Annotated in this window: 28 protein-coding genes and 1 tRNA gene; 20 read left to right on the forward strand and 9 right to left on the reverse strand. The window is 67.1% G+C overall.

Annotated features, from left to right (window positions below):
• Nucleotides 1–57: 57 nt before the first annotated feature.
• Nucleotides 58–1,350 (reverse strand): UDP-N-acetylglucosamine 1-carboxyvinyltransferase, encoded by a 1,293-nt coding sequence (murA, locus tag NNZ72_RS00540; protein ID WP_257311114.1) that lies wholly within the window; start codon nucleotides 1,348–1,350, stop codon nucleotides 58–60.
• 163 nt (nucleotides 1,351–1,513) lie between these two features.
• Nucleotides 1,514–1,714, reverse strand: coding sequence for a hypothetical protein (locus NNZ72_RS00545; protein ID WP_257311117.1), 201 nt, complete (start codon nucleotides 1,712–1,714; stop codon nucleotides 1,514–1,516).
• Between the two features lie 147 nt (nucleotides 1,715–1,861).
• Between NNZ72_RS00545 and NNZ72_RS00550 the strand changes: the two genes are divergently transcribed.
• Nucleotides 1,862–1,936, forward strand: a tRNA-Thr gene (locus NNZ72_RS00550).
• A gap of 158 nt (nucleotides 1,937–2,094) precedes the next feature.
• Here NNZ72_RS00550 and NNZ72_RS00555 read toward each other — a convergent pair.
• Both NNZ72_RS00555 and NNZ72_RS00560 read right to left on the reverse strand, forming a co-directional pair.
• Nucleotides 2,095–2,529, reverse strand: coding sequence for a DUF1810 domain-containing protein (locus NNZ72_RS00555; RefSeq protein ID WP_257311119.1), 435 nt, complete (start codon nucleotides 2,527–2,529; stop codon nucleotides 2,095–2,097).
• A gap of 122 nt (nucleotides 2,530–2,651) precedes the next feature.
• A complete protein-coding gene (locus NNZ72_RS00560) occupies nucleotides 2,652–3,665 on the reverse strand; it encodes an HWE histidine kinase domain-containing protein (RefSeq protein WP_257311121.1) in 1,014 nt (337 codons plus the stop codon).
• 208 nt (nucleotides 3,666–3,873) lie between these two features.
• On the opposite strand from NNZ72_RS00560, the gene NNZ72_RS00565 reads away from it, so the two are divergent.
• The 3 genes from NNZ72_RS00565 to NNZ72_RS00575 all read left to right on the forward strand — a co-directional run bounded on the left by NNZ72_RS00565 (nucleotide 3,874) and on the right by NNZ72_RS00575 (nucleotide 5,989).
• On the forward strand, nucleotides 3,874–4,374 hold the full coding sequence (locus tag NNZ72_RS00565; protein ID WP_257311124.1) for a YciE/YciF ferroxidase family protein: 501 nt from the start codon (nucleotides 3,874–3,876) through the stop codon (nucleotides 4,372–4,374).
• A gap of 424 nt (nucleotides 4,375–4,798) precedes the next feature.
• Complete coding sequence (locus NNZ72_RS00570; protein ID WP_257311127.1) at nucleotides 4,799–5,320, forward strand: sigma-70 family RNA polymerase sigma factor; 522 nt, start codon at nucleotides 4,799–4,801, stop codon at nucleotides 5,318–5,320.
• A 489-nt stretch (nucleotides 5,321–5,809) separates the two neighbouring features.
• The gene (locus tag NNZ72_RS00575; RefSeq protein WP_257311129.1) at nucleotides 5,810–5,989 is read left to right on the forward strand and encodes a hypothetical protein; all 180 of its coding nucleotides are present in this window, start codon (nucleotides 5,810–5,812) and stop codon (nucleotides 5,987–5,989) included.
• A 49-nt stretch (nucleotides 5,990–6,038) separates the two neighbouring features.
• On the opposite strand, the gene NNZ72_RS00580 is transcribed toward NNZ72_RS00575, so the two are convergent.
• Nucleotides 6,039–6,314, reverse strand: coding sequence for a hypothetical protein (locus tag NNZ72_RS00580; protein WP_257311131.1), 276 nt, complete (start codon nucleotides 6,312–6,314; stop codon nucleotides 6,039–6,041).
• A gap of 140 nt (nucleotides 6,315–6,454) precedes the next feature.
• Here NNZ72_RS00580 and NNZ72_RS00585 point away from each other — a divergent pair, with 140 nt between their 5' ends.
• The gene (locus tag NNZ72_RS00585; RefSeq protein WP_257311133.1) at nucleotides 6,455–7,828 is read left to right on the forward strand and encodes an NAD(P)/FAD-dependent oxidoreductase; all 1,374 of its coding nucleotides are present in this window, start codon (nucleotides 6,455–6,457) and stop codon (nucleotides 7,826–7,828) included.
• 56 nt (nucleotides 7,829–7,884) lie between these two features.
• Here the strand turns inward: NNZ72_RS00585 and NNZ72_RS00590 are convergent, their stop codons facing one another.
• The gene (locus NNZ72_RS00590) at nucleotides 7,885–8,136 is read right to left on the reverse strand and encodes a YMGG-like glycine zipper-containing protein (protein ID WP_257311136.1); all 252 of its coding nucleotides are present in this window, start codon (nucleotides 8,134–8,136) and stop codon (nucleotides 7,885–7,887) included.
• 370 nt (nucleotides 8,137–8,506) lie between these two features.
• Between NNZ72_RS00590 and NNZ72_RS00595 the strand changes: the two genes are divergently transcribed.
• The 3 genes from NNZ72_RS00595 to NNZ72_RS00605 all read left to right on the forward strand — a co-directional run bounded on the left by NNZ72_RS00595 (nucleotide 8,507) and on the right by NNZ72_RS00605 (nucleotide 10,114).
• Nucleotides 8,507–8,947, forward strand: coding sequence for a DUF883 domain-containing protein (locus NNZ72_RS00595; RefSeq protein ID WP_257311138.1), 441 nt, complete (start codon nucleotides 8,507–8,509; stop codon nucleotides 8,945–8,947).
• 151 nt (nucleotides 8,948–9,098) lie between these two features.
• On the forward strand, nucleotides 9,099–9,338 hold the full coding sequence (locus tag NNZ72_RS00600; RefSeq protein WP_257311139.1) for a DUF2934 domain-containing protein: 240 nt from the start codon (nucleotides 9,099–9,101) through the stop codon (nucleotides 9,336–9,338).
• Between the two features lie 17 nt (nucleotides 9,339–9,355).
• Nucleotides 9,356–10,114, forward strand: a complete 759-nt coding sequence (locus NNZ72_RS00605; RefSeq protein ID WP_257311143.1) for a Crp/Fnr family transcriptional regulator — start codon at nucleotides 9,356–9,358, stop codon at nucleotides 10,112–10,114.
• Here NNZ72_RS00605 and NNZ72_RS00610 read toward each other — a convergent pair.
• Together NNZ72_RS00610 and NNZ72_RS00615 are read right to left on the reverse strand one after the other, a co-directional pair.
• The gene (locus NNZ72_RS00610; RefSeq protein ID WP_257311145.1) at nucleotides 10,083–10,319 is read right to left on the reverse strand and encodes a DUF6894 family protein; all 237 of its coding nucleotides are present in this window, start codon (nucleotides 10,317–10,319) and stop codon (nucleotides 10,083–10,085) included. The two genes, NNZ72_RS00605 and NNZ72_RS00610, sit on opposite strands and share 32 nt — an antisense overlap.
• Before the next feature lie 132 nt (nucleotides 10,320–10,451).
• The gene (locus tag NNZ72_RS00615; protein ID WP_257311148.1) at nucleotides 10,452–10,613 is read right to left on the reverse strand and encodes a hypothetical protein; all 162 of its coding nucleotides are present in this window, start codon (nucleotides 10,611–10,613) and stop codon (nucleotides 10,452–10,454) included.
• A 261-nt stretch (nucleotides 10,614–10,874) separates the two neighbouring features.
• Here NNZ72_RS00615 and NNZ72_RS00620 point away from each other — a divergent pair, with 261 nt between their 5' ends.
• The 12 genes from NNZ72_RS00620 (at nucleotide 10,875) to NNZ72_RS00675 (ending at nucleotide 18,778) form a co-directional block, all read left to right on the forward strand.
• Entirely contained in the window at nucleotides 10,875–11,462 is a 588-nt protein-coding gene (locus tag NNZ72_RS00620) for a response regulator (protein WP_257311150.1), read from the forward strand.
• Nucleotides 11,463–11,658: 196 nt separating this feature from the next.
• Nucleotides 11,659–13,317 (forward strand): cytochrome-c oxidase, cbb3-type subunit I, encoded by a 1,659-nt coding sequence (gene ccoN / locus NNZ72_RS00625; RefSeq protein WP_257311152.1) that lies wholly within the window; start codon nucleotides 11,659–11,661, stop codon nucleotides 13,315–13,317.
• Nucleotides 13,318–13,320: 3 nt separating this feature from the next.
• Nucleotides 13,321–14,073, forward strand: a complete 753-nt coding sequence (gene ccoO / locus NNZ72_RS00630; protein ID WP_257311156.1) for a cytochrome-c oxidase, cbb3-type subunit II — start codon at nucleotides 13,321–13,323, stop codon at nucleotides 14,071–14,073.
• A gap of 12 nt (nucleotides 14,074–14,085) precedes the next feature.
• Nucleotides 14,086–14,253 carry a CcoQ/FixQ family Cbb3-type cytochrome c oxidase assembly chaperone gene (locus tag NNZ72_RS00635; protein ID WP_257311158.1) on the forward strand — a complete coding sequence of 56 codons (168 nt, stop codon included), beginning with the start codon at nucleotides 14,086–14,088 and terminating at the stop codon, nucleotides 14,251–14,253.
• Entirely contained in the window at nucleotides 14,244–15,125 is an 882-nt protein-coding gene (ccoP, locus tag NNZ72_RS00640) for a cytochrome-c oxidase, cbb3-type subunit III (protein WP_257311160.1), read from the forward strand. The genes NNZ72_RS00635 and ccoP overlap by 10 nt, the downstream gene beginning before the upstream one ends.
• Entirely contained in the window at nucleotides 15,126–15,311 is a 186-nt protein-coding gene (locus NNZ72_RS00645; RefSeq protein WP_257311162.1) for a hypothetical protein, read from the forward strand. It abuts the gene before it with no gap.
• Between the two features lie 13 nt (nucleotides 15,312–15,324).
• Entirely contained in the window at nucleotides 15,325–16,131 is an 807-nt protein-coding gene (locus NNZ72_RS00650; RefSeq protein WP_257311164.1) for a DUF2189 domain-containing protein, read from the forward strand.
• Nucleotides 16,132–16,136: 5 nt separating this feature from the next.
• Nucleotides 16,137–16,352, forward strand: a complete 216-nt coding sequence (gene ccoS, locus NNZ72_RS00655; RefSeq protein ID WP_257311167.1) for a cbb3-type cytochrome oxidase assembly protein CcoS — start codon at nucleotides 16,137–16,139, stop codon at nucleotides 16,350–16,352.
• A complete protein-coding gene (locus NNZ72_RS00660; protein WP_257311169.1) occupies nucleotides 16,349–16,666 on the forward strand; it encodes a hypothetical protein in 318 nt (105 codons plus the stop codon). The genes ccoS and NNZ72_RS00660 overlap by 4 nt, the downstream gene beginning before the upstream one ends.
• 262 nt (nucleotides 16,667–16,928) lie before the next feature.
• Nucleotides 16,929–17,369 carry a PACE efflux transporter gene (locus NNZ72_RS00665; protein ID WP_257311172.1) on the forward strand — a complete coding sequence of 147 codons (441 nt, stop codon included), beginning with the start codon at nucleotides 16,929–16,931 and terminating at the stop codon, nucleotides 17,367–17,369.
• Nucleotides 17,366–18,523: an MFS transporter gene (locus NNZ72_RS00670; RefSeq protein WP_257311175.1), complete on the forward strand. Its 1,158-nt coding sequence runs from the start codon at nucleotides 17,366–17,368 to the stop codon at nucleotides 18,521–18,523. Before NNZ72_RS00665 ends, NNZ72_RS00670 begins: the two co-directional genes overlap by 4 nt.
• A 3-nt stretch (nucleotides 18,524–18,526) precedes the next feature.
• Nucleotides 18,527–18,778, forward strand: a complete 252-nt coding sequence (locus tag NNZ72_RS00675; RefSeq protein ID WP_257311176.1) for a LysR family transcriptional regulator — start codon at nucleotides 18,527–18,529, stop codon at nucleotides 18,776–18,778.
• A gap of 64 nt (nucleotides 18,779–18,842) precedes the next feature.
• Here the strand turns inward: NNZ72_RS00675 and NNZ72_RS00680 are convergent, their stop codons facing one another.
• Nucleotides 18,843–21,290, reverse strand: coding sequence for a GcvT family protein (locus NNZ72_RS00680; protein WP_257311179.1), 2,448 nt, complete (start codon nucleotides 21,288–21,290; stop codon nucleotides 18,843–18,845).
• Nucleotides 21,291–21,460: the final 170 nt, after the last annotated feature.

Here is a 21,460-nt window from a genome sequence, read left to right on the forward strand (position 1 = left end):
TTTCCCCACGAGATAGGACGGCGGGCGGCGGACTGCAACCGCCGCCTGCAAGCGATCTCAGTCGCTGACGCGCTCGACCGTGGCGCCGCAGCGCGTCAGCTTCTCCTCCAGCCGCTCGAAGCCGCGGTCGAGGTGGTAGACGCGCGAGACCATGGTCTCGCCCTCGGCCGCAAGCCCCGCTATCACCAGCGAGACGGAGGCGCGCAGGTCCGTCGCCATGACGGGCGCGCCGCGCAGCCGCTCGACGCCCTCGATCTTCGCGGTCTGGCCGGAGAGCGAGATCTTCGCCCCGAGCCGGGCGAGCTCCTGCACGTGCATGAAGCGGTTCTCGAAGATCGTCTCGGTGATGTGGGAGATGCCCGTCGACTTGGTCATCAGGCCCATGAACTGGGCCTGCAGGTCGGTCGGGAAGCCCGGATAGGGATCGGTGACGATGTCGACCGGCTTGATGCCGCCGCCGTTTCGCACGACGCGGATGCCGGTCTCGGTGCTGGTCACCTCCGCGCCGGAGCGGCGGATCGCCTCCAGCGCCGTCTCGAGCAGGCCCGCTTCCGTGCCCTCCAGCACCACGTCGCCGCCGGTCATGGCGACGGCCATGGCGTAGGTGCCGGTCTCGATGCGGTCCGGCAGCACGCGGTGGCGGGCGCCGGAAAGCTGGTCGACGCCCTCGACGGTGACGGTGGAGGTGCCGGCGCCGGTGATCTTCGCGCCCATGGCGTTGAGGCACTTGGCGAGATCCTGCACCTCCGGCTCGCGCGCGGCGTTGCCGATGACGGTCGTACCCCTCGCCAGCGTCGCGGCCATCATCAGGACATGCGTGGCGCCGACGGAGACCTTCGGGAAGGTGTAGCGCGCGCCGACGAGCCCGCCCGCGGGCGCCGTCGCCTCGATATAGCCGCCGTCGATCTCGATCCTCGCGCCGAGCGCCGTCAGCGCCTCGATGAAGAGGTCGACGGGGCGCGTGCCGATGGCGCAGCCGCCCGGCAGCGAGACGCGCGCCCTGCCCTCGCGGGCGAGAAGCGGCCCGATCACCCAGAAGCTCGCCCGCATCTTCGAGACGAGCTCGTAGGGCGCTGTCGTGTCGACGATGTTGCGCGAGGTGAAATGGATCGTGCGCGAATAGCCCTCGCTCTGGCGCTCGCGGCGGCCGTTCACCGAGATGTCGGCGCCGTGGTTGCCGAGGATGCGGATCAACTGCTCCACGTCGGCAAGATGCGGCACGTTCTCGAGCGTCAGCGTGTCGTCGGTCAGAAGCGACGCGATCATCAGCGGCAGCGCGGCGTTCTTGGCGCCGGAAATCGGGATGATGCCCCTGAGTTCGCTGCCGCCTACAATCCTGATACGATCCATGTGCGATTACGGGCCGCGCCCGCCTTTCTCGAAGAAGTCCGGCTTTCGGAAGATGGCGGCCTCTTTAGAGCATCGCCGCGGAAAAATGAAGTGCACCGCCGGACGGGCCGTGCCGCCGCCGCAAACCGTCCCCCGACAGCCTTCGCGATGAAGACGGAACCGTCTAACCGCCCGATTCGTCTTTTTTTGCGGCAGGCAGGCCGGACGTCTCGTCGGCGGCCCCCGCGCGGCGCGCCCGCGCCTGCTGCTTGCGCCGCTGCAGGTTCTCGCGCAGCGTCTTCGCGAGCCGCTCGGCGCGGATCTCCGCCTCGCTCCTCGCCGCGCCCCGCCCGGCGCCACCCTTCTTGCCATCGCCTTCGTCCATGTCCTCTCCATAGCGAAAATCGCCCGGCGAAAAAACGGCGCGCCCGCAGATTTGTTGCGATAATCCCGCATTGGCCGCTTGCGCTGCCCGGTGACCTGTGGCAATAGGCCCTCGCCTCACGCGAAAGCATCCGATGCTTCGCCGGATGCTGCTATAGCTCAGGGGTAGAGCACTCCCTTGGTAAGGGAGAGGCCGAGAGTTCAAATCTCTCTAGCAGCACCATTCCTTCCCCTTGATATCGCCATTCGACAGCGGCACGGCCTGGCAGGGCCTTTGGTTGCCGCTCGAAAGCCTTCGCCGGCAATTGGCGGAGCGGGCAGCGCCGTGATCGCGTCGGGTCCGGCATGCCGACGAAGGCTTCCAGGCGGTCGAAGGGGGCGTCAACGATCAAGGAGCCGGATGGTCCTGTCGTCCGCCTTTCCCTCGAAATATCGCGCCAGCGCCTGCCGGAACACGGCCCCGTCCGCGCCTGCGGCCTCGCCGAAGAGCGTCATCGAGGAGCGGAACTTCAGGTCGTCGGGCGATCCGAAGATCTCGTGGGCGGAGCGGGCCTGAAGGCCGAGCACCGCCCGGGTCGCCAGAACCAGCCGTTCCGAAAGGACGGGATGCGCGAGATAGGCCCGCGCTTCGTCGAGAGAGGAAATCCCGTAAAAATTCGCCGTCGGCGACCGGCCAAGCGCGCGAAGCTGCGGAAAGACGAACCACATCCAGTGGGTTTTCTTCCGCCCCGCCCGCAGCTCCGCGAGCACGGTGTCGAAGACGGGATCCTGGGCCTCGACAAAGCGAGCCAGTTCGAAGGGATCATCCTCTGCCATCTCTCGCCTCCGGCGTTCACGCATCCTGACATCGTCGGTTCCACGTCGCCAGCGGGGGACCCGAACCGCGACGAAGACCTTGCGCCGGCGGGAAGGATGCGCCCTCCGCCCCGAGAAGCGCCTCAGGAGGGCGGCCGCCGGGCGTCGTGGCGGTCCTGGATCGGCAGGTTGACAATCGCCGTCAGACCGCTCGCATCGAACTTCAGTTCCGCCGATCCGCCCAGATGCCGTGCGGTGCCGACGATCAGCTCCGTTCCATAGCCGCGACGCGACGGGGGCCGGAGCGGCGGCCCGTTCTCCTCCCGCCACTCGCAGACGAGCATGTCCCGCTCGCCCTTGGAGGCTGCCATGCGCCACGATACCCGCACGTCTCCTTGCGGAACGGAAAGAGCGCCGTATTTCAGGGCGTTCGTCGCAAGCTCGTGGAAGATCATGCTGACCGGCAGCACCCGGGAGGACGGCAGTTCCACGGCGGGACCGGCCTCCAGGCGGACGCGCTCGGCACCGGCGACGATGACGGCGCTTTCGAGCAGCGCCGCGAAATCCGTATTCTCCCTGCTCGGCGCAAGCTCCTGCGCCCTCAGCGCCGCATCCAGGCGTCCGAGGAACACGCCGCGATATTCCTCGGCGGTGCGCTCCTCCGTCTCGGTCTGCATGGCGATCGCCCGCACGACCGAAAGCAGGTTCTTCATGCGATGCCGGGTTTCCGAGAGGATGAGGTTCCTCTCCATCTCCTGCCGGTTGCTTTCGGTGACGTCGTCGAAGAGCACGAGAATGCTCGTGCTGTTGTTGTCTGGATGCACGAGGCGCCGCGCGTCCACGAGGAAGGTGCGCCGGCCGAGCGTGGGGAAATCGTGGGTGACCTCGTAGCCGGCGACGGATGCCGCCTTGGGGATGATATCCGCGATCAGCCTGCGCAGGTCCGGAATGTCCCACTCCCCGTTGCCGAGCGAAAACAGGCTGTTGCCGAGGACCGCATCCCGCTCGACCCCGAAGGTGTGGATGAAGGCGTTGCTGGCGTTTATGACGCAGAAATTCTGGTCGAGCACGACGAGGGGCTGCGTCAGCGTGTCGACGATCCCCTGTGCCTGCACATGGCCGCTGCGCAGCAGGCGATACAAGTCTTCCAGGATCATTGCATCCGCCTTTCTGCAGCGGACCGAACGCGGCCGCAGGGTCGCATCCGTCGCGACCCTTTCCTTCTTAGACCGGCTTTGCCTCTTCCGCCACCGCATTGGACGCAAAGCGCCATCCGCGGGAGGAACAAACGTCGGCATTGCCGGTTGAAGGAGGCGCCGGCGTCGGGAGGATGCCGGCCCGTGCAGACCAACGAGGAGCAAGCTGATGCCCACGAAAACATTGGAAGACCTCTTTCTCGACGGCGTGAAAGACATCTACTATGCCGAGCGCAAGATCATCGCCGCGCTCAAGAAGATGGCCCGCGGGGCCGAGGCGGAGGATCTGAAGGCCGCCTTCGACAAGCATCTGCAGGAGACCGAAGGCCAGGTCGAGCGCCTCGTCCAGGTATTCGAGATTCTCGGCAAGCCGGCCCGCGGCAAGACCTGTCCCGCCATCGACGGCATCATCGAGGAAGGCCAGGAGATCCTCGAGGAGTTCAAGGGCTCGCCCGCGCTCGATGCCGGCCTGCTGGCCGCCGCGCAGGCCGTCGAGCACTACGAGATCGCCCGCTACGGCACCCTGAAGTCCTGGGCGCTGCAGCTCGGCCGGAACGACGCCGCGCAATTGCTCGACCAGACGCTGGCCGAGGAACTGAACACCGACCAGTCGCTGACCAGGCTCGCCGAGGCGAAGGTAAACCGGGAAGGCAAGCAGAAGGTGGCCTGAGCGCCCCGGAAGGGCGGCGACTGGAAGGCCCGCCCATCCATCCGCAACGCCTCGCGGGCCGGTCGCCGGCCAGGCCGGCCTGGATGTCGCCCCGTATCCGGGCGGGATTGGACGGCGCGGCTCACCGGGCCGGCGGCGTCGGCCGAAGGCTTTGTCAGGGACGCGGCCGCGCTCGAAAAGGACGCATCGAAAGCGGACCGGCGGACAAGGTCCGCCTGTTCGCGGAGAGAGTCTATGCGCGGCGGCACATGCTCGAAATCAGGGCCGGATCGCCGTTATCGCCCGCCGCCGTCACGGATGAGAGCGGGAGGGCGACCGGCGGCGGAAAAAGCCGCCGCGCGCCGCGAATTCCTGCCGGGCGCGGCAACCTTTGGCCCGACGGTGCATTACGCCTGTTTGGCAACCCATTCACAAGATCGAACCCATGGCCCTTCCCCGACCCATGCCGGATGACGAACCTGCGTCGCTCAAGGAGCAGGTCGCCGATCTGATACCCGCGCTGCGCGCCTTCGCCCGGACCTTCACGGTCGACCCGAACGACGGCGACGACCTCGTGCAGGAGACCCTGATGCGCGCCTTGCGAAGCCTCGACGGCTTTCACCCCGGCACGAGCTTGAAATCCTGGCTCTTCACCATCATGCGCAACACCTACTACACCCAGTACCGCAAGAGGGTCCGCGAGGGCCCGGGCGCGGCAGACTGCGTTTCGCAGCAATTGACGGTCGCGCCCGATCAGGAATGGGGCGTCGCGGAAGGCGAGGTCAAGGCCGCCCTCGCCCGGTTGAGCAAGGACCAGCAGCGGATCCTCGTCATGGTCGCGGGCTTCGGCTTCAGCTACGAGGAGGCGGCGGCGGTGATGCAATGCGCGATCGGGACGGTGAAGAGCCGGCTGAGCAGGGCGCGCGAGGCGCTGGAGCAGGAGCTGGGCGGCAATCCGCTTCGTTGATGCCGCTGCGCCCGGCCCGGGCGCGAGGCGTCCGGCCTTCGCGCGCATCCCGGCGCCGCCTACAGGGCGCGCCAGTTCCGGGATACGGGGCGGTCCGTCTTCATGGCGGATTCCATCGGCCTTTCCGAGGTTTCGGCGCCAGGCCGATGGAAAGCCTGGAATGCGGAACCTTTCCTTTGGTTGCCGGTTCGGGATCGTCCTTGTCATGATCCTGCCGATCGTCGTCTGGGCGGCCAGAAGGGGCCGCCCGTTTTTTCAGGCAGATCGCATCACTCGGGAACGACATGCGGCCGCGGTCCCGACTTGCGCGTGCAAACCAGCCGATCGTGGCAGCACCTCGGCGATCTACACCTTCGGCGGCCGCCCGAGCACGGCCCTGGCGCGCGAATGTCGGGCCTTCGGCGCGCCGGATCGTCCACAGGACGCATATGGAGGCGAAGGAAGGACGACGCCGGTACCCTGTCCAGCACCAGCCCGGCGAGATTGAGAATGGAAAACTTCTCCGGATTGACGGAAGAGCCCGGATTGGAGCCGGTCTCTATCAGCGCCATCGGCCCTGGCGAGATCGCCGACATGGCAAAAGGACCGGATCTGCTTTCCTGTGCCTTAGTCAACGGGCGGCAGGAGAGAATTTGGACGATCAGGTTCGAGACGATCCGGCCGTCATGAGAGCCGGGCTTGGGATATCGGCGGGACCGGAGTTCCGGAAACGCCCCCATCAATCGAAGATGATCCCTTCCGCTCCCTCCAGTTCGCGGGCGAGCCGCCGGATCGCGGCTTCCGCCTCATGCCTTTTCCAGCCCGCCGCTTCCGCCCGCCGGACGAGCGCGGCGAAATCGCCGGATATCTCGCCGCGGACGACGGCGGAAAGCGTCTCGCCGGACGAGACGGCCAGATCGGCGACGGAGGGCCTCAATGCGGCGAGGCAGTCGACATCCCGCCCCGCATAGTCGCCGGCCTGCTGGGGGCCCTGTATCGCGTGCTGAGATTCCATGTCCACTCTCCTGCCGTCCACGTGGTATGGGTCAACCGTCAGGGAAAAGGTTTGTTCCGGCGCGCCGGGAACAAACCCGCCGCGCGAGGGTTCGCCCGGTCACCGATGAATGGACCCGAAGAGGCTGAGCCGAGGCGAGCATGTCCAGAGACCTTCCTGCCGACCGGAGTCCTCATTCCCGGACCGAGGTCGTCATCCTCGGCGCAGGCTTTGCCGGACTGGCCTGCGCGGCCGGCCTCGGCAACACCGATGTCACCGTGACCGTCGTCGACAGGCGAAACCACAACCTCTTCCAGCCGCTGCTCTACCAGGTCGCGACCGCCGCCCTGTCTCCGGCCGACATCGCCGAGCCGGTGCGCCGGACGCTCGGGCGCTTCGCGAACATCCGCGTCATGATGGGGGAGGTCGTCGGCGTCGACACCGCGGCGCGGCGGGTCGAGCTGCGCGACGGCGGCACCCTTCGCTACGATTATCTCGTGGTGGCGACGGGGTCGGAGTACAACTATTTCGGAAACGAGGGCTGGAAGCCCTTCGCCCCCGGCCTCAAGACCATCCACGAAGCCCGGCTCATCCGCCACCGGCTGCTGTCCGCCTTCGAGCGGGCGGAGCGCGAGACGGACAAGGCGGCGCGAAAACGCCTCCTGACCTTCGTCGTCATCGGCGGCGGCCCGACCGGCGTGGAGATGGCGGGCGCGATCTCGGAGCTTGCGCGCTACATGATCCGCCGGGACTTCAAGACGATCGACAGGGACGACTTCGACGTCGTCCTGATCGAGGCCTCGCCGCGGATTCTCGCCGCCTTTCCGGAGAAGCTCGCAACCTACGCGCACGACTATCTTGCGGGGATCGGCGTGCGCATCATGACCGACCGCCGCGTCACGGCGCTCGATGCGCAATCGGTGTCGCTGGACGGGGAAAGGATCGATACGCGCTGCATCGTCTGGGGCGCCGGCGTGCGCGCCTCCCCGGCCGCCGCCTGGCTGGGCGTGAAGGCCGGCACGCAGGGGCGCATCCCGGTGGAAGGCGACCTTTCGGTACCGGGCCTTCCGGAGGTCTGCGTGATCGGCGACACGGCCCTCGCGCCCGACGAGAAGGGCGCGGCCCTGCCCGCCCTCGCCCAGGTCGCCAAGCAGCAGGGCGCCTATCTGGCAAGGCAGTTGCGGCGGAAGGCGGCCGGGACGCCGGCAGCCGGCCCGTTCCGCTTCCACAATCGCGGCAACACGGCGGTCATCGGCCGGAACGCGGCGATCTTCGATTTCGGCTCGTGGACGCTGAAGGGCCGGCTTGCCTGGTTTCTGTGGGCGATCGTCCACGTCTACCTGCTCGTCAACTTCGAAAAGCGCCTTCTCGTCTCGATCCAGTGGGTATTGCGCTACTTCACCAGGCAGCGCGGCGCGCGGCTGATCGACGAAGACCATGCGCGGACAGGCGACATGCCGTCACCCGAGGCCGCCGGCCGGGAAGAACGGAATGCGCAGCCGGCGAACGAAAGCGTCCTGCCGGGCCGGGAATAGGACAAGACGGCGCGGCACGGATCTATCCTGTCTGCCGATCCGCGCCGCGCCTTCGCTCAGCAGCGGTCGATATAGCGGTTGCCGTAGCGGTCGCGGTAGTAGCACCGGCCCGGCTGATCCGCGACATTGCCGATCAGCGCACCGGCCACGCCGCCGACCGCCGCGCCGACCGCGGCACCGCGGACATTGCCCGTCGCCACGCCGCCCACGACGGCCCCGGTCGCCGCGCCGACGCCGGCGCCCCGCTCCGTCGCGGTGCAGGCCGCCAGCGACAGCCCGATGCAACTGATGAGGATGATCTTCTTCATGGGAACCTCCCTGTTTCGACTGGCGTATAACAAACGTCGGGAGAGTAGGTTCCGCCGACCGGCAGATGCGGCTGCAGGGCATCGCCGCCGCGCATGGGCGCCGGCGGACGACGATGCTCCGGGATAGCGGCCTTTCGGCCGCGGCGCGAAGGCCTTCCGCCAGGCACCGCGTCGGCCGATAGGAGCCGCGGTTGATGCAGGCCCGAATTTCCGCGCAGCCCGGAAAAGCGCTCCTCAATACCTGTTCTCGGGAACGGTTTCCGGCCGGCCCTTCACGGGGCGTCGTAAAAATCCGACCTGCCGCCGGCACGGCATGGAACAACCGGGAGGGGCGCATGATTAGTGTGTCGAACATCTGTGGAGGCACATCATGCAGGACAACAGCAATTCCCCGGCCGTCCAATCGCTGCGTCGCGAACAGGCGGGCCAAGCCGCGAGATCGAGCAAGAGTCGCCTCCAGGAGGGACTGGAAGAGACGTTTCCGGCATCCGACCCCGTCTCCGTGACGCATACGGCGACGGCCGGCGCCGATCCGGATGAAGCCGGAACCGAGCGGCCGGGGCTTCATCCTTCGGACGCCGACCCCCTCGACGAGCTCGAGGCGCTCCGCCGCGACGTAAAACGGCTTCGCCATCAGGTCGGCAGTGTCACGACGGGGATGGGCGGGCTCGCCCGCTCCGAGATGCAGGCGTTGCAGCGTGACGCGCGCCATGCCGTTCGGCAAAGGCCCCTCTCGTCACTCGGCCTCGTCGCGGCGGTTTCGTTTACGATCGGTGCGATCTACGGCGCCGGCCTGCTGCCGCGCCGTTGAGGGATATCTGCCCGACCTGAAGGCCCGGGAAAAGCACGCGGCGTGCGATCGTGCGGCGCGCGCATGCTTCGGCAGGCAATGAACGGATGGAGCGGAACCCTCGTCGCACTTGCCGGTTAGGACTCGGTTCCGACTGACAAGGGAGACTTCGATGGAAACGCCTTCTGAAGATGCCGTCCGCGCCCGGGCCTACCAGATCTGGCAGGACGAGGGAGAGCCGCCCGGCAAGGCGCTGGAGCACTGGGACCGCGCGGAGCGGGAACTGCAGGCCGGCGGCGACGGACAGGTCCTGCCGACGTCCAGCGGCGCGCCCGCCGGCGACGGCCGGCAACCCGCTGCCGGGCTCAAGCCGTCGGGGACCGCCGGGCGCACCGGTTCCACCGGTCCCTGACCGGCAAGAGGGACGATGTGCTCAGGACCGACCTTCACCCGAGCTTGAAGAACGGCCTGCTCGCGAGGCTGCCGGAGGACGACATTTCGGCCCTCGCACCGCTTCTTCAGCCTGCGACGCTGAAACAGCGCGAGGTGCTCTTCGAGCCCTTTCGCCCGATCGAGCACCTCCATTTCTTCGAGACGGGCCTTTCCTCGGAGATCGCCGGAGGCACCGGGAGCGAGCACATCGAGGTCGGATGCACCGGACACGAGGGCGTTTCGGGCGTCCCGCTGATACTCGGCGTGGAAAGCACGCCGCATCTCTCCGTCATGCAGGTCGGCGGCTTCGCCTACCGCATGCGGTCTTCCGAGCTCCGCCGGGCCATGGACATGAGCCCGTCCCTGAGGCGGCTTCTCCTGCAATATGCGCATGTCTTCATGATCCAGCTCGCCGCGACCGCGCTTGCCGACGGGCGGTACAGGATCGAGGAGCGTCTCGCGCGCTGGCTGCTGATGTGCCAGGACCGCGTTGCCGGCAGCCTTCCCCTGACCCATGAATTCCTCGCCCTGATGCTGGGCGTGCGGCGGCCGAGCGTGACGGATGCCCTGCATGTGCTGGAAGGGCGCCGCCTGATCAAGGCCGAACGCGGGCTCATCGTGGTGCGCGACCGGGCGGGGCTCGTGGAGCTCGCCGGCGGCTCATATGGCCTGCCCGAGGCGGAATATCGCCGGATCATCGCGCAGGATCGGCCGCCCGCGGCGTTCAGTTCGCCTTCAGCGCCGAGCGGAAACTGACATTCACCAGGACGTGCCCGCTCTCGTCGGTGATCTCGAAAAACTGGCCGTCGGGCGCGTAGCCGGCCAGCACCTTTTCGGCCATGATCTCCCGCGCGGCCATGCGCGCGTCCTCGATCGCAAGCTCGAGCGTCTCGAATTCGGAGCCCTCGAGATCGATTTCCCGCCTGTCGCCGTCGCGGATGTGAAAGAAATACCGTCGCATTTGCTTCTCCCTGGCGGAGCGAACAGGCCGGCAGTGTATTTGTTCCCCGCGACGACAGTTTGCAGGCCTGCTGGCCGCCGCCGTGCCGCCACCCGCCGCAACCAACCGACGGCGGCGCGGCCGGGTGCCGGACTATCTGCGCTTCGTATCCCGTTCGTCGAGAGCCGCCTGAAGCGCCTGCGCAAGCTCGATGATCCGTCTCGGCACCTGCTCGCGCTGGATTTCCTTCATGAGGTCCTCGACGGCCTTGTCGGGATTCTTTGCGGCTTCCTGTTCCGTCACCGGCGGCTCCATGCTTCAGCTCCTTGAAATCTAGACTACGCGGAAAAATCAGCAAAGGATCAACGAAACAAATCGCCGACCTTTCGGCTGCGCGTACCGATCGGTGCGTCCACGCGGCTCCGGCCGGCACTTCCAACCTGACAGCGCTCCTGTTGTTCCGCGCGCGCGCCGATTTCGCCCGCCGGGGAACATTCCGTGCGGATATCGGTTCACGAGTCGACGGGAAAGCGCAGATTTCCCGTCGACCGTTCCAAAGACATCGGAGGCACAATCGTGACAGCGGTGAGCGGATCCAAGGTCCTGATCGTCGAGGACGAGTATTTCCTGGCGAAGGAACTCGAGCGCTTCTTCACGAGCCTCGGCGCGACGGTGCTCGGCCCCTTCCCCACGATGGAGGACGCCGGCGACCGGGTCGAAGAGGCCGACGCGGCGATCCTCGACGTCTATGTCGACGGCGACCTCGTCTTCCCGCTCGCCGACGACCTCGCCGAACGGCGCATCCCCTTCGTCTTCTACACCGGCCACAGCGAGGTGAACATTCCCGAGCGCTTCCGCTACGCCGGATACCTGTCGAAGCCCGCGACATTCGACGCCGTGTTCAACGCGCTCTTTCCGATCGCTGCCGACGAGAATGCCGGGGCGCCCGCGGACGGAACCGTGCTCGGTGCCGTTCCGCAATTGCGGCTCGCCGCACGCCTGCATCTCGGCGACGCCGGCGCTGCCGACCGGCTGGTGGAATTGACGCTGGAGGAGGCGATCGGCCATGCGCGCGCCAAGCCCCGGGAGCTGCCGGTCAACGTCTGGCTCGGCCGGTTGATGGGAGAGGTCTACCAGCGCGAAGGCTCCAAGCTGCTGAACTGACCACCCTGCGCCCGGCTGCAAGACCGGCGGCCCAGTCGGGTGCAAGAGCAATAATTGCAATTTGTCAATTATGTACATCTTATTCGTCGTCCATGAAAATTTTTGCGGCGCGCCGGCCTTGATTTCGCGTCCGCCTGATCAAGGTCCCTTCAAGGAGATCGCTATTGGGTGATCAGCGGGAGGGACCGGCGCGATCATGATGCAGCTAACCACGGGCGAGCGACAACTCGGCGCGATCGTTCTGATCGCGCTTGCGATTCTGGGCATAGCGATGGCCGCGGCCGGCCGGACCGATGTCCTCGGCATCCACGGCGCGATGGTGCTTCTCTACAGCCTCGCGCTCCTGTTCCTCCTGTTTTCCAGCGCGTTCGGACCGGAGCCGTCCCCTGCCCGCCTGACGCGCTACTACGACGATCCGATCAAGGTCGGCGTGGGGCTGACCCTGTTCTGGGCGATCTTCGGCATGTTCATCGGCGTCTGGGCGGCCGCGCAACTGGCCTGGCCGATCCTCAACTTCGACACCTCGTGGGCAAGCTTCGGCCGCATCCGCCCCGCCCATACCTCCGGCGTGATCTTCGGCTTCGGCGGCAATGCGTTGATCACCACCTCGTTCCACGTGGTGCAGCGGACGTCCCGCGCCCGGCTGGCGGACCAGTTCTCGCCCTGGTTCGTGCTGTTCGGCTTCAACCTCTTCTGTCTGATCGCCGTCTCCGGCTATTTCCTCGGCGTGACCCAGTCGAAGGAATACGCGGAAGCCGAATGGTATGCGGACATCTGGCTGGTGATCGTCTGGGTGACCTATTTCGTCCTCTATGTGCGTACGCTGGCGCTGCGCAAGGAACCGCACATCTACGTGGCCAACTGGTACTACATGGCCTTCATCATCGTCGTCGCCATCCTGCACATCGTCAACAACCTCGCGGTCCCCCTCTCCTTCGCCCATGCCAAGAGCTACACGATCTGGGCGGGCGTGCAGGATTCGATGGTGCAATGGTGGTACGGCCACAATGCCGTCGCCTTCTTCCTGACGGCCGGCTTCCTGGCGATGCTCTACTACTACCTGCCCAAGCGGGCGGAACGGCCGATCTTCTCCTACCGGCTCTCCATCCTGAGCTTCTGGGGCATCACGTTCTTCTACATGTGGGCCGGCTCCCACCATCTCCACTACACGGCCCTGCCGCACTGGGTGCAGAACCTCGGCATGACCTTCTCCGTCATGCTGCTCGTGCCCTCCTGGGCCTCGGCCGGCAATGCGCTCCTCACCCTCAACGGCGCCTGGCACAAGGTGCGCGACGACGCCACGCTGCGCTTCATCATGATGGCGGCCTTCTTCTACGGGCTGTCGACCTTCGAGGGCTCGTTCCTCGCCATCCGCCCGGTCAACTCGCTCTCCCACTACACCGACTGGACGGTCGGCCACGTTCATGCCGGCGCGCTCGGCTGGGTCGCCATGATCACCTTCGGCTCGCTCTACACGCTGGTGCCGGCGATCTGGAAGCGCGAGCGCATGTATTCGGCGGCCCTGGTCGAGGTCCATTTCTGGCTCGCACTTGTGGGCACGCTCATCTACGTCTTCGCGATGTGGAACTCGGGCATCATCCAGGGGCTGATGTGGCGGACCTATTCGCCCGACAACACGCTGGTCTATTCGTTCCTCGACACCCTGCTTGCCATGTATCCCTACTACATCGCGCGCGCGTTCGGCGGCCTCCTCTTCCTGATCGGCGCGATCGTCGCCGCCTACAACATCTGGATGACGGTGCGTGCCCCCTCGGCCGCGCAGCTGCCGCTGGACGAGGACCTGCCGGCGTCCGACCGGCCTCTCGACGGGGCCGCCCCCACACCTGCGGAGTGACAGATGCCGGAAGTCATGCACAGAAAGCTGGAACGGACGGCGACGGGCTTCATGCTGGCGATCATCGCGGCGGCGAGCGTGGGCGGCATCGTCGAGATCGCCCCGCTCTTCACCATCGACGACACGGTGGAAGCGGCTCCGGACATGCGGCTCTACACGCCGCTGGAACTCGCCGGGCGCGACATCTACGTCCGCGAAGGCTGTTATGCCTGCCACAGCCAGATGATCCGCACACTGCGCGACGAGGTGGAACGCTACGGCCCCTATTCGCTGGCGGTGGAATCGCAATACGACCATCCGATGCTGTGGGGCTCGAAGCGCACCGGCCCCGACCTCGCGCGCATCGGCGGCAAGTATTCCGACTTCTGGCACGTCAACCACCTCAACAATCCGCGCGACGTGGTCCCCGAGTCGAACATGCCGTCCTACCGCTGGCTCGGCACGACGCCGCTCAAGCTTTCCGACCTGCCGCTGGCGCTGCGCGCCCAGCGCGCCGTCGGCGTTCCCTATACCGACGCCATGATCGAGAACGCCGCGCGGGACGCCTACGGCCAGGCCGTGCCGGACAGCGAGCAGTCGTCGGGGGTGACGGAGCGCTACGGCGAAGCCACACAGATCTCGGCATTCGACGGGGTCACGACGAACGTGACCGAGATGGATGCGCTGGTCGCCTATCTCCAGGTCCTCGGGCAGCTCACCCGCGCGGCCTACGAGAACCCCGCCGCCCCGCAACAGATGCCCGATCCCGACGATTGAGAGGAGACGACGATGTTCACGCACGAGACACTCGTTGAAGGCTCGAAGATGTGGGGCCTGTTCTACCTGGTCGGGTTTTCGATCTGCGTCCTGATCTACACCTTCCTGCCAGCGAACCGGGAGCGTTTCGAGCGCGCGGAGCGGGAGATATTCGACAAGGATGACGGCCCATGGACGTGAACGAGGTCGATCCCGTCAGCGGCCGGAAGACCACGGGACATATCTGGAACGGCATCAAGGAACTGGACACGCCGATCCCGCGCGGCGTGCTGCTCTTCCTGATCGCCACGCATGTCTTCGCCGTCCTGTGGTGGGTCCTCCTCCCCACCTGGCCGCTGGGCCGGACCTATACGAAGGGCGTCCTGGGCATCGACCAGAAGACGACCGTCGAGGCGTCGCTGCGCGACAGCGCCGCGCTCCGCCTGCCGTGGGTGAAGCTGATCGAAAGCCGCTCCTACGACGAGATCCGCGCCGACGAGCGCCTGATGGCATTCGTCCGCACGAACGGCCACCAGCTGTTCGGCGACAATTGCGCCGCCTGCCACGGCCGCGACGGCAAGGGGCGCGAGAACTACCCCGATCTCACCGACGACGACTGGATCTGGGGCGGCACGCCCGAGGCGATCACCCAGACCCTGACGGTGGGCGTGAACTCGCGGCATCCGGAAAGCCGGATGGGGCAGATGCCGGCGTTCGGGCGCGACGAGATGCTGGACCGCCAGCAGGTCGTCGACGTCGCCACCTATGTGGCTTCGCTGAGCGACCCCTCGGCCTCCACCCCGGACAACATCGCCCAGATCGACCGCGGCCGCGAGGTCTTCCAGTCCACGTGCGTGCCCTGCCACGGCGAGGACGCCAGGGGCAATCCCGAGCTCGGCGCGCCCAACCTGACGGACGACCGCTGGATCTACGGCGGCTCGCTCGAGCGGATCATCGCGACCATCCACGGCGGGCGCGAGGGGCATATGCCGACCTGGGACGAGCGGCTGACGCCCACCCAGATCAAGGTCCTGGCGCTCTACGTGAACGACCTCGGAAAGGGGAGGCCCTAGATGCACGGCGTCCTTCCCCGTCTTCTGCGCCCGGTCTGGCTGCTCGTCGCGGCCGCGCTGGTGTTCGCCGGCGCGAACGCGCATCTCGTCTATGTCGCGATCTCGAGCGAGCCGGGCTGCGTGGCGCACCTGAAGGACAGGGGCGCGGTTTCCGGGCAATATCGCGCGGCCAAGTCCGCCTGCTGACGAGGAGATGGCAATGGCGACGAGAGAGCATCCGGCGGGCATCGTTTCCGAGGTCTCGGACATCGAGGAGATGCGCGACGAGCGCTGGAAGCGCCACCTGCCGGCGGACGCGGCGGTGACGTGGCTGCGCCGCGGCTGGCGCGACCTCTGGACCAACCCGCTTCCCAGCCTGTTCTACGGCCTGACGGTGTTCCTCGCCTCGATCGTCTTCATCGTCTACATGTTCCGCTCCGGCCGCGACTACTTCCTCTTCCCCGCCCTCGCCGGCTTCCTGATCGTCGGCCCCTTGGTGGCCGCGGGCCTGTATCTCAAGAGCCGCGACATCGAGAACGGCGAGCGCACCACGCTCCGCTCCATGCTGACCGTGCAGCCGCTTGCCGGCGCGCAAGTGTTCTTCACGGGCATGCTGCTCGCCATGCTGATGCTCCTGTGGATGCGCGCGGCCGTCCTCGTCTACGCGCTCTTCTTCGGCATCCGCCCGTTTCCCGGCCTCGACCACGTCACCGGCATGCTGTTCACCACCCCGACCGGCTGGGCGATGCTCGTGGTCGGCAGCCTGATCGGCTCGCTCTTCGCCGGCTTCGCCTTCGCCATCAGCGTCTTCTCCATTCCCATGCTGCTCGACCGCCGCACCGACGCGCTGACGGCCATGGGCGTGAGCACCGCCATGGTCTGGAACAATCTCCGGCCGATGCTGGCATGGGGCGCGGTCGTCCTCGCCCTCTTCCTGCTGAGCGTCGCGACGGGCCTCGTCGCCCTCATCATCGTGTTCCCGTGGCTGGGCCATGCCACGTGGCACGCCTACAAAGAGATGCGGTGACGGCCATGACCGCGCTCGGCGTGCTCGTTCCCCTGTCGGTGGCCATGGGCGGCGCCGGCCTCTGCGCCTTCTTCTGGTCGCTGCGCACGAGGCAGTACGACGACCTGAAGGGCGCCGCCGAGCGGGTCCTCATCGACGACGAGGACGAGGAGCGCCCTGACGAACAAGAGGCGGCGGCGGGACGTTCATCGGAAGGCCGCAATCTGAGGAGGATGCAGTGAACCACGACAATCCCTCTGCAACCGATGCGCCGGACGGCGGGATCCGGGTTGTCGACCCTTCCGACGCCGTCACGGGCGTGGGCTTCGTGCTCGGCGCCATCGGCGCCGTCGTCGGCGCGATCGCGGCGCTGATCCTTTCCCCCTCCCTCTCGGCGGCGACCGCGCTCTACTGTCTTCTCGCGGGCCTCGCCGGCGCCTCCGCGGGGATCGTCACCGGCGGCATGATCGGGGCGATCTTCGCGGTGATGCGCGGGCGGCGGGCGATGCCGGGGCCGCGGGAGGAGCCGGAGAGCGAACAGCGGACGCGAGGCTGATCCGCGCTTTAGCGGGAACCCGCTCCGCGAGCCGGTGACGTGGCAATCACGAGGGTCCAGCCTCGCAGCAAAGCGGCCAGACGCGGTTGCCTCCATCGTCTCCCGCGACCGTCCACCGGCGCGAGGCTCGGCGCCGGCAAGGCGGCCGAGGCAATTGCAATCGCAATATCCCGGCTATATCCTCGCCCGGCAAAGCGAGGACGACCTCCCCCGTCTCTACGGGCAAGTTGGTTCGGGACGGCCCGGGCAATCGGGAGGACAAATGCGCTCCGTCGCCGACCGGGTTCGTCACGCCGTCAGCTTCGAGATCCTCGGGCTCGCCCTGGTCACGCCGCTCGGCGCGTGGGCATTCGGCATGCCGATGCACGATATCGGGATCGTCAGCATCGTCAGCGCCACGATCGCGACCGCCTGGAACTTCGTCTACAACTACCTGTTCGACCTCATCCTGCAACGGATCTCCGGCACGACGGCGAAAGGCGGCCTCGCGCGCATCTATCACGCAATCCTGTTCGAGATCGGCCTCCTGGCGGTGCTCATGCCGTTCATCGCCTGGTATCTGAGCATCTCGCTCTGGCAGGCGCTGGCGATGGACCTCTCCTTCGCGCTTTTCTACATGGTCTACGCATACGTCTTCAACTGGGCCTATGACCGCCTGTTTCCGCTGCCGGAGTGGACGGTCGAAACGCGGGAAACACGATGACCGACCACGGCGCTCCGGCCGCCAGACGGCGCCTGCTCGGCTGGTTCATCGCCAACGGCACGCTGACCGTGCCGCAGGCGGCGGGTCCCGTCGCGTTCTCGCTGGTGGCCCTGGGCCTGACCGGCGACACCAGCGGCGGAGCGGCCATGATCCTCGCGATGACGATCGCCCAGGTCGTCGGCGCGGTTCCGCTGACGCGGCTCGGCAGGAACCGGCCTTCGGCGACGATGCTGAAGCTTCTGGTCGCCGTGCGCACGGTGGCCCTCGCCTCGATCGTCGTGTGCATAGCCCAAGAGGCGCCCTTCCCGTGGCTCGTCCTGTTCGCGGCGGCCGCGGGCTCGGTGAACGGGGCCGCATACGGGTATCTGCGGGCCATCCTGAACGATCTCACACCGCCCGCCCGGCTGCCGCGGGCGCTCGGCATCGCGGCGACGCTCAACGAGGTGACCTTCGTGCTTGCGCCGGTCGCCGCGGCGGGCCTCGGCGCCCTCTCTCCCATCTTCGCCGTTCTGGCCCTGACGGTTCTTGGCGCCATGCCGGCGCTGCTGGTCCCGCGGGCCGGGTCAGCCCGGCCCGAACAGGTGCATCAGGCCGGCGGATCCATCCTCAGCCGCACGATCCTGCTGTGGCTCCTGTGTGCCGGAGCCGGCGGGGCCGCCGTCGCCGCCATCGAGATCGGCGCGGTCGCCCTGGCGCTCAGCTTCGGATACGAACCGGGCTGGGCGATCCTCTTCACGGTTCCCCTGTGCCTGGCTTCGGTGGCGGGCGGCACATGGACCAGCGTGCGGAACCGCATGGCGACGCGGAAAGTCGTCCTGCTCCAGCTTTCCACGATGACATTGGGATGCGCGCTTGCCGCGCTCGGCCCGTCTCTTGCAACGACCATCGCCGGAGCGGTGTTGATCGGCTCCGTCCTGGCTCCCCTGGCCACCTACTACTCGCTCGCCCTCGACATGCTTGCGCCCGCGCAGAGACGGCCGGAGGTGTTCGCCTTGCTGCGCACGGCGAACGCCACGGGCGTCATCTTCGCCAGTGCGGTTCTGACGATGGTGTCGCTGTCCATGGCATTGATCGTGGTCACCGGGCTGATGGGCACGGTCACCGTCATGGTGACAGCGGCTTCTTTCGGATCGCGAGCCCACCCTGGCGGGTGACGGATGTCCTACCAGCCGGCCATGCAGGCGGCGCTCGCCGGCGAGGGCGTCGTGCTCGGCTGGGCGCTGACAAGCCACCTGCTCCGGCGCAACAAGCGCCTCGTCCGGCCGCTGAAGGAGGAGGTGCGGACGGACAACGCCTTCTTCGTGATCGCGAACGATCGGGCGTCGAAGCTGGACGAGATGAAGCTCCTCGTCCAATGGGTGGTCGAGGAGGCGCAGGCCTCCCAGCGCGCTCCTTCCGCCGCCTCCTGATATCAGGCTGCTTCATGTCGGGGGGACGGCGGGCGTCGTCCAACGCCCGGCGGTCCCCGATCCGTCACAGTCTCGTCCGCTCCGCCTTGGGGTCGTACATCGGGCGGAGCGAGGCCTCGGCCTGATAGCGCTTGCCGGCGATTTCGATCTCGTAGGCCGACGCGAGCACATCAGCCTCGGACTCGCCCTCGCACGGCACATACCCCATTCCGATCGCGCCGCCGAGATGATGGCCATAGTTCCCGGACGTGACGATGGAAACGATCTTCCCGTCGCGCACCAGCGCCTCGTTGTGGAAGAGAAGGGGTTCCGGGTCGCGCAGCCGGAACTGCAGCATCCGCCGCTTCAGCCCCGCCGCCTGCACCTTCAGGACCGCATCGCGGCCGATGAACTCGCCCTTGCCGGTCTTGACCGCAAAGCCGAGGCCCGCTTCCAGGACATGGTCCTCGTCGGTGATGTCGTGACCGAAATGGCGGAAGCCCTTCTCGATGCGGCAGCTATCCAGCGTGTGCAAGCCACAGAGCTTCAGGCCGAGATCGTGTCCGGCCTCCTCGATCGTCTCGAAGACATGGGCGGCCTGGTCGGTGGAGACGTAGAGCTCCCAGCCGAGCTCCCCGACATAGGTGACGCGGTGCGCGCGGGCGAGCCCCATGCCGATCTCGATCTCCCGCGCCGTCCCGAAGGGGAAGGCATCGTTGGAGAAATCGTTCGGGCTGATGCGCGTGATGAGATCGCGCGACTTCGGCCCCATCAGGACGAGCACGGATTCCGAGGCGGTGACGTCGGTGATCACCACGAATTCCTCCGGGCGAAGCTGCTTGCGCATCCAGGCGAGGTCGCGCTGCAGCGTCGCGCCCGGAACTACGGCGAAGAAGGCCGTCGGCGAAAGCCGGGTGACGGTGAGGTCGCTCTCGATGCCGCCGCGCTCGTTGAGCATCTGCGTGTAGACGATCTTGCCGGGGGCGACGTCCATCTGGTTGGCGCACACGCGCTGCAGGAAGGTGAGCGCATCGCGGCCCTCCAAACGGATCTTGCCGAAGGAGGTCATGTCGAACAGGCCGACGCCGTGGCGAACAGCAAGGTGCTCTTCCTTCTGGTTCTCGAACCAGTTCTGCCGCTTCCACGAATAGCGGTATTCCCGTTCCTGTCCCTCTTTCGCGAACCAGTTGGCGCGCTCCCAGCCGGCGACTTCGCCGAAGACGGCGCCGCGGGCCTTCAGGTGCTCGTGCAGCGGCGAGCGGCGCACGCCGCGCGCCGTCGCCATCTGGCGATAGGGGAAATGGTCGGCATAAAGCAGGCCCAGCGTCTCGGAGACGCGGTCCTTGAGATAGGCGCGGTTCTTCTGGAACGGCTGGGCGCGGCGGATGTCGACCTCCCAGAGGTCGAAGGGCGGCTCGCCGTCGTTCATCCACTGGGCGAGCGCCATGCCCGCCCCGCCGGAGGAGACGATGCCGATGGAATTGTAGCCGGCGGCAACCCAGTAGCCCTTCAGCTCCGGCGCCTCGCCGAGATAGTAGCGGTCGTCGGGCGTAAAACTCTCCGGGCCGTTGAAGAAGGTGTGGATGCCGGCCGTCTCCAGCATCGGCATGCGGTTGACGGCCTTTTCGAGGATCGGCTCGAAATGCTCGAAATCCTCCGGCAGCTGGTCGAAGCAGAAGTCCTCGCTGATGCCTTCCATGCCCCACGGCTTGGCCTTCGGCTCGAAGGCGCCGAGCAGCATCTTGCCGGCATCCTCCTTGTAATAGGCGCATTCGTCCGGGACGCGCAGGACAGGCAGGCGGGAGAGGCCCTCGATCGCCTCGGTGACGATGTAGAAATGCTCGCAGGCATGCAGCGGCAGGGTCACGCCGGAGCGCGCCGCCAGATCGCGTCCCCACATGCCGCCGCAATTGACGACGAGATCGGTCCCGATCGTTCCCTGCTCCTCACCGCGCGCCCAGGAAACACCGGTCACGCGCCCGTCGCGATCATGGACGGCGGTGACCTTCACGTTCTCGATGATCTTCGCGCCGCGCTGGCGGGCGCCCTTGGCGAGCGCCATGGCGATGTTGGCCGGGTCGCACTGGCCGTCGAGCGGCAGATGCACCGCCCCGCGCACGTCGGTGATGTTGAGATGCGGATAGAGGGTCTTCACCTCCCGCGGTGAAATCTCGTGGACATCCACCTCGAAGGCACGCGCAAGGCTCGCCTGGCGATAGATCTCCTCCTTGCGCTCCTCGGTCAGCGCCACCGTGATGGAGCCGTTCTGGCGCATGCCGGTGGCGATCCCGGTCTCGGCTTCCAGCCTGACGTAGAGGTCGGCCGAGTATTTGGCGAGGCGCGTCATGTTCTGCGAGGCGCGCAGCTGGCCGATAAGGCCGGCCGCGTGCCAGGTCGTGCCGGAGGTGAGCTGCTTGCGCTCGAGCAGCACCACATCCGTCCAGCCGAGCTTGGCGAGGTGATAGGCGACGGAGCAGCCGGAGATACCGCCTCCGATGATGACGACTCGCGCTTTTTGCGGGATGTTGCTCATGGCGTTTTCCGAGGTTGCGGCCGCGGGGCGGCCGGATGGTTTGCGGTGAAGCGAGGATGCCGGCGGCCGGCAGCATAAGGGGGCCCGCCGCTCCGGGACACCTCGAAGAAAAAGGCGGCGAGCCGTCATCTCGACAGGAACCGGACGACTGCCGATCGGCACGAAATTGA

The sequence above is a fragment of the Shinella pollutisoli genome (assembly GCF_024609765.1).
GTDB classification, from domain to species: Bacteria; Pseudomonadota; Alphaproteobacteria; order Rhizobiales; family Rhizobiaceae; genus Shinella; species Shinella pollutisoli.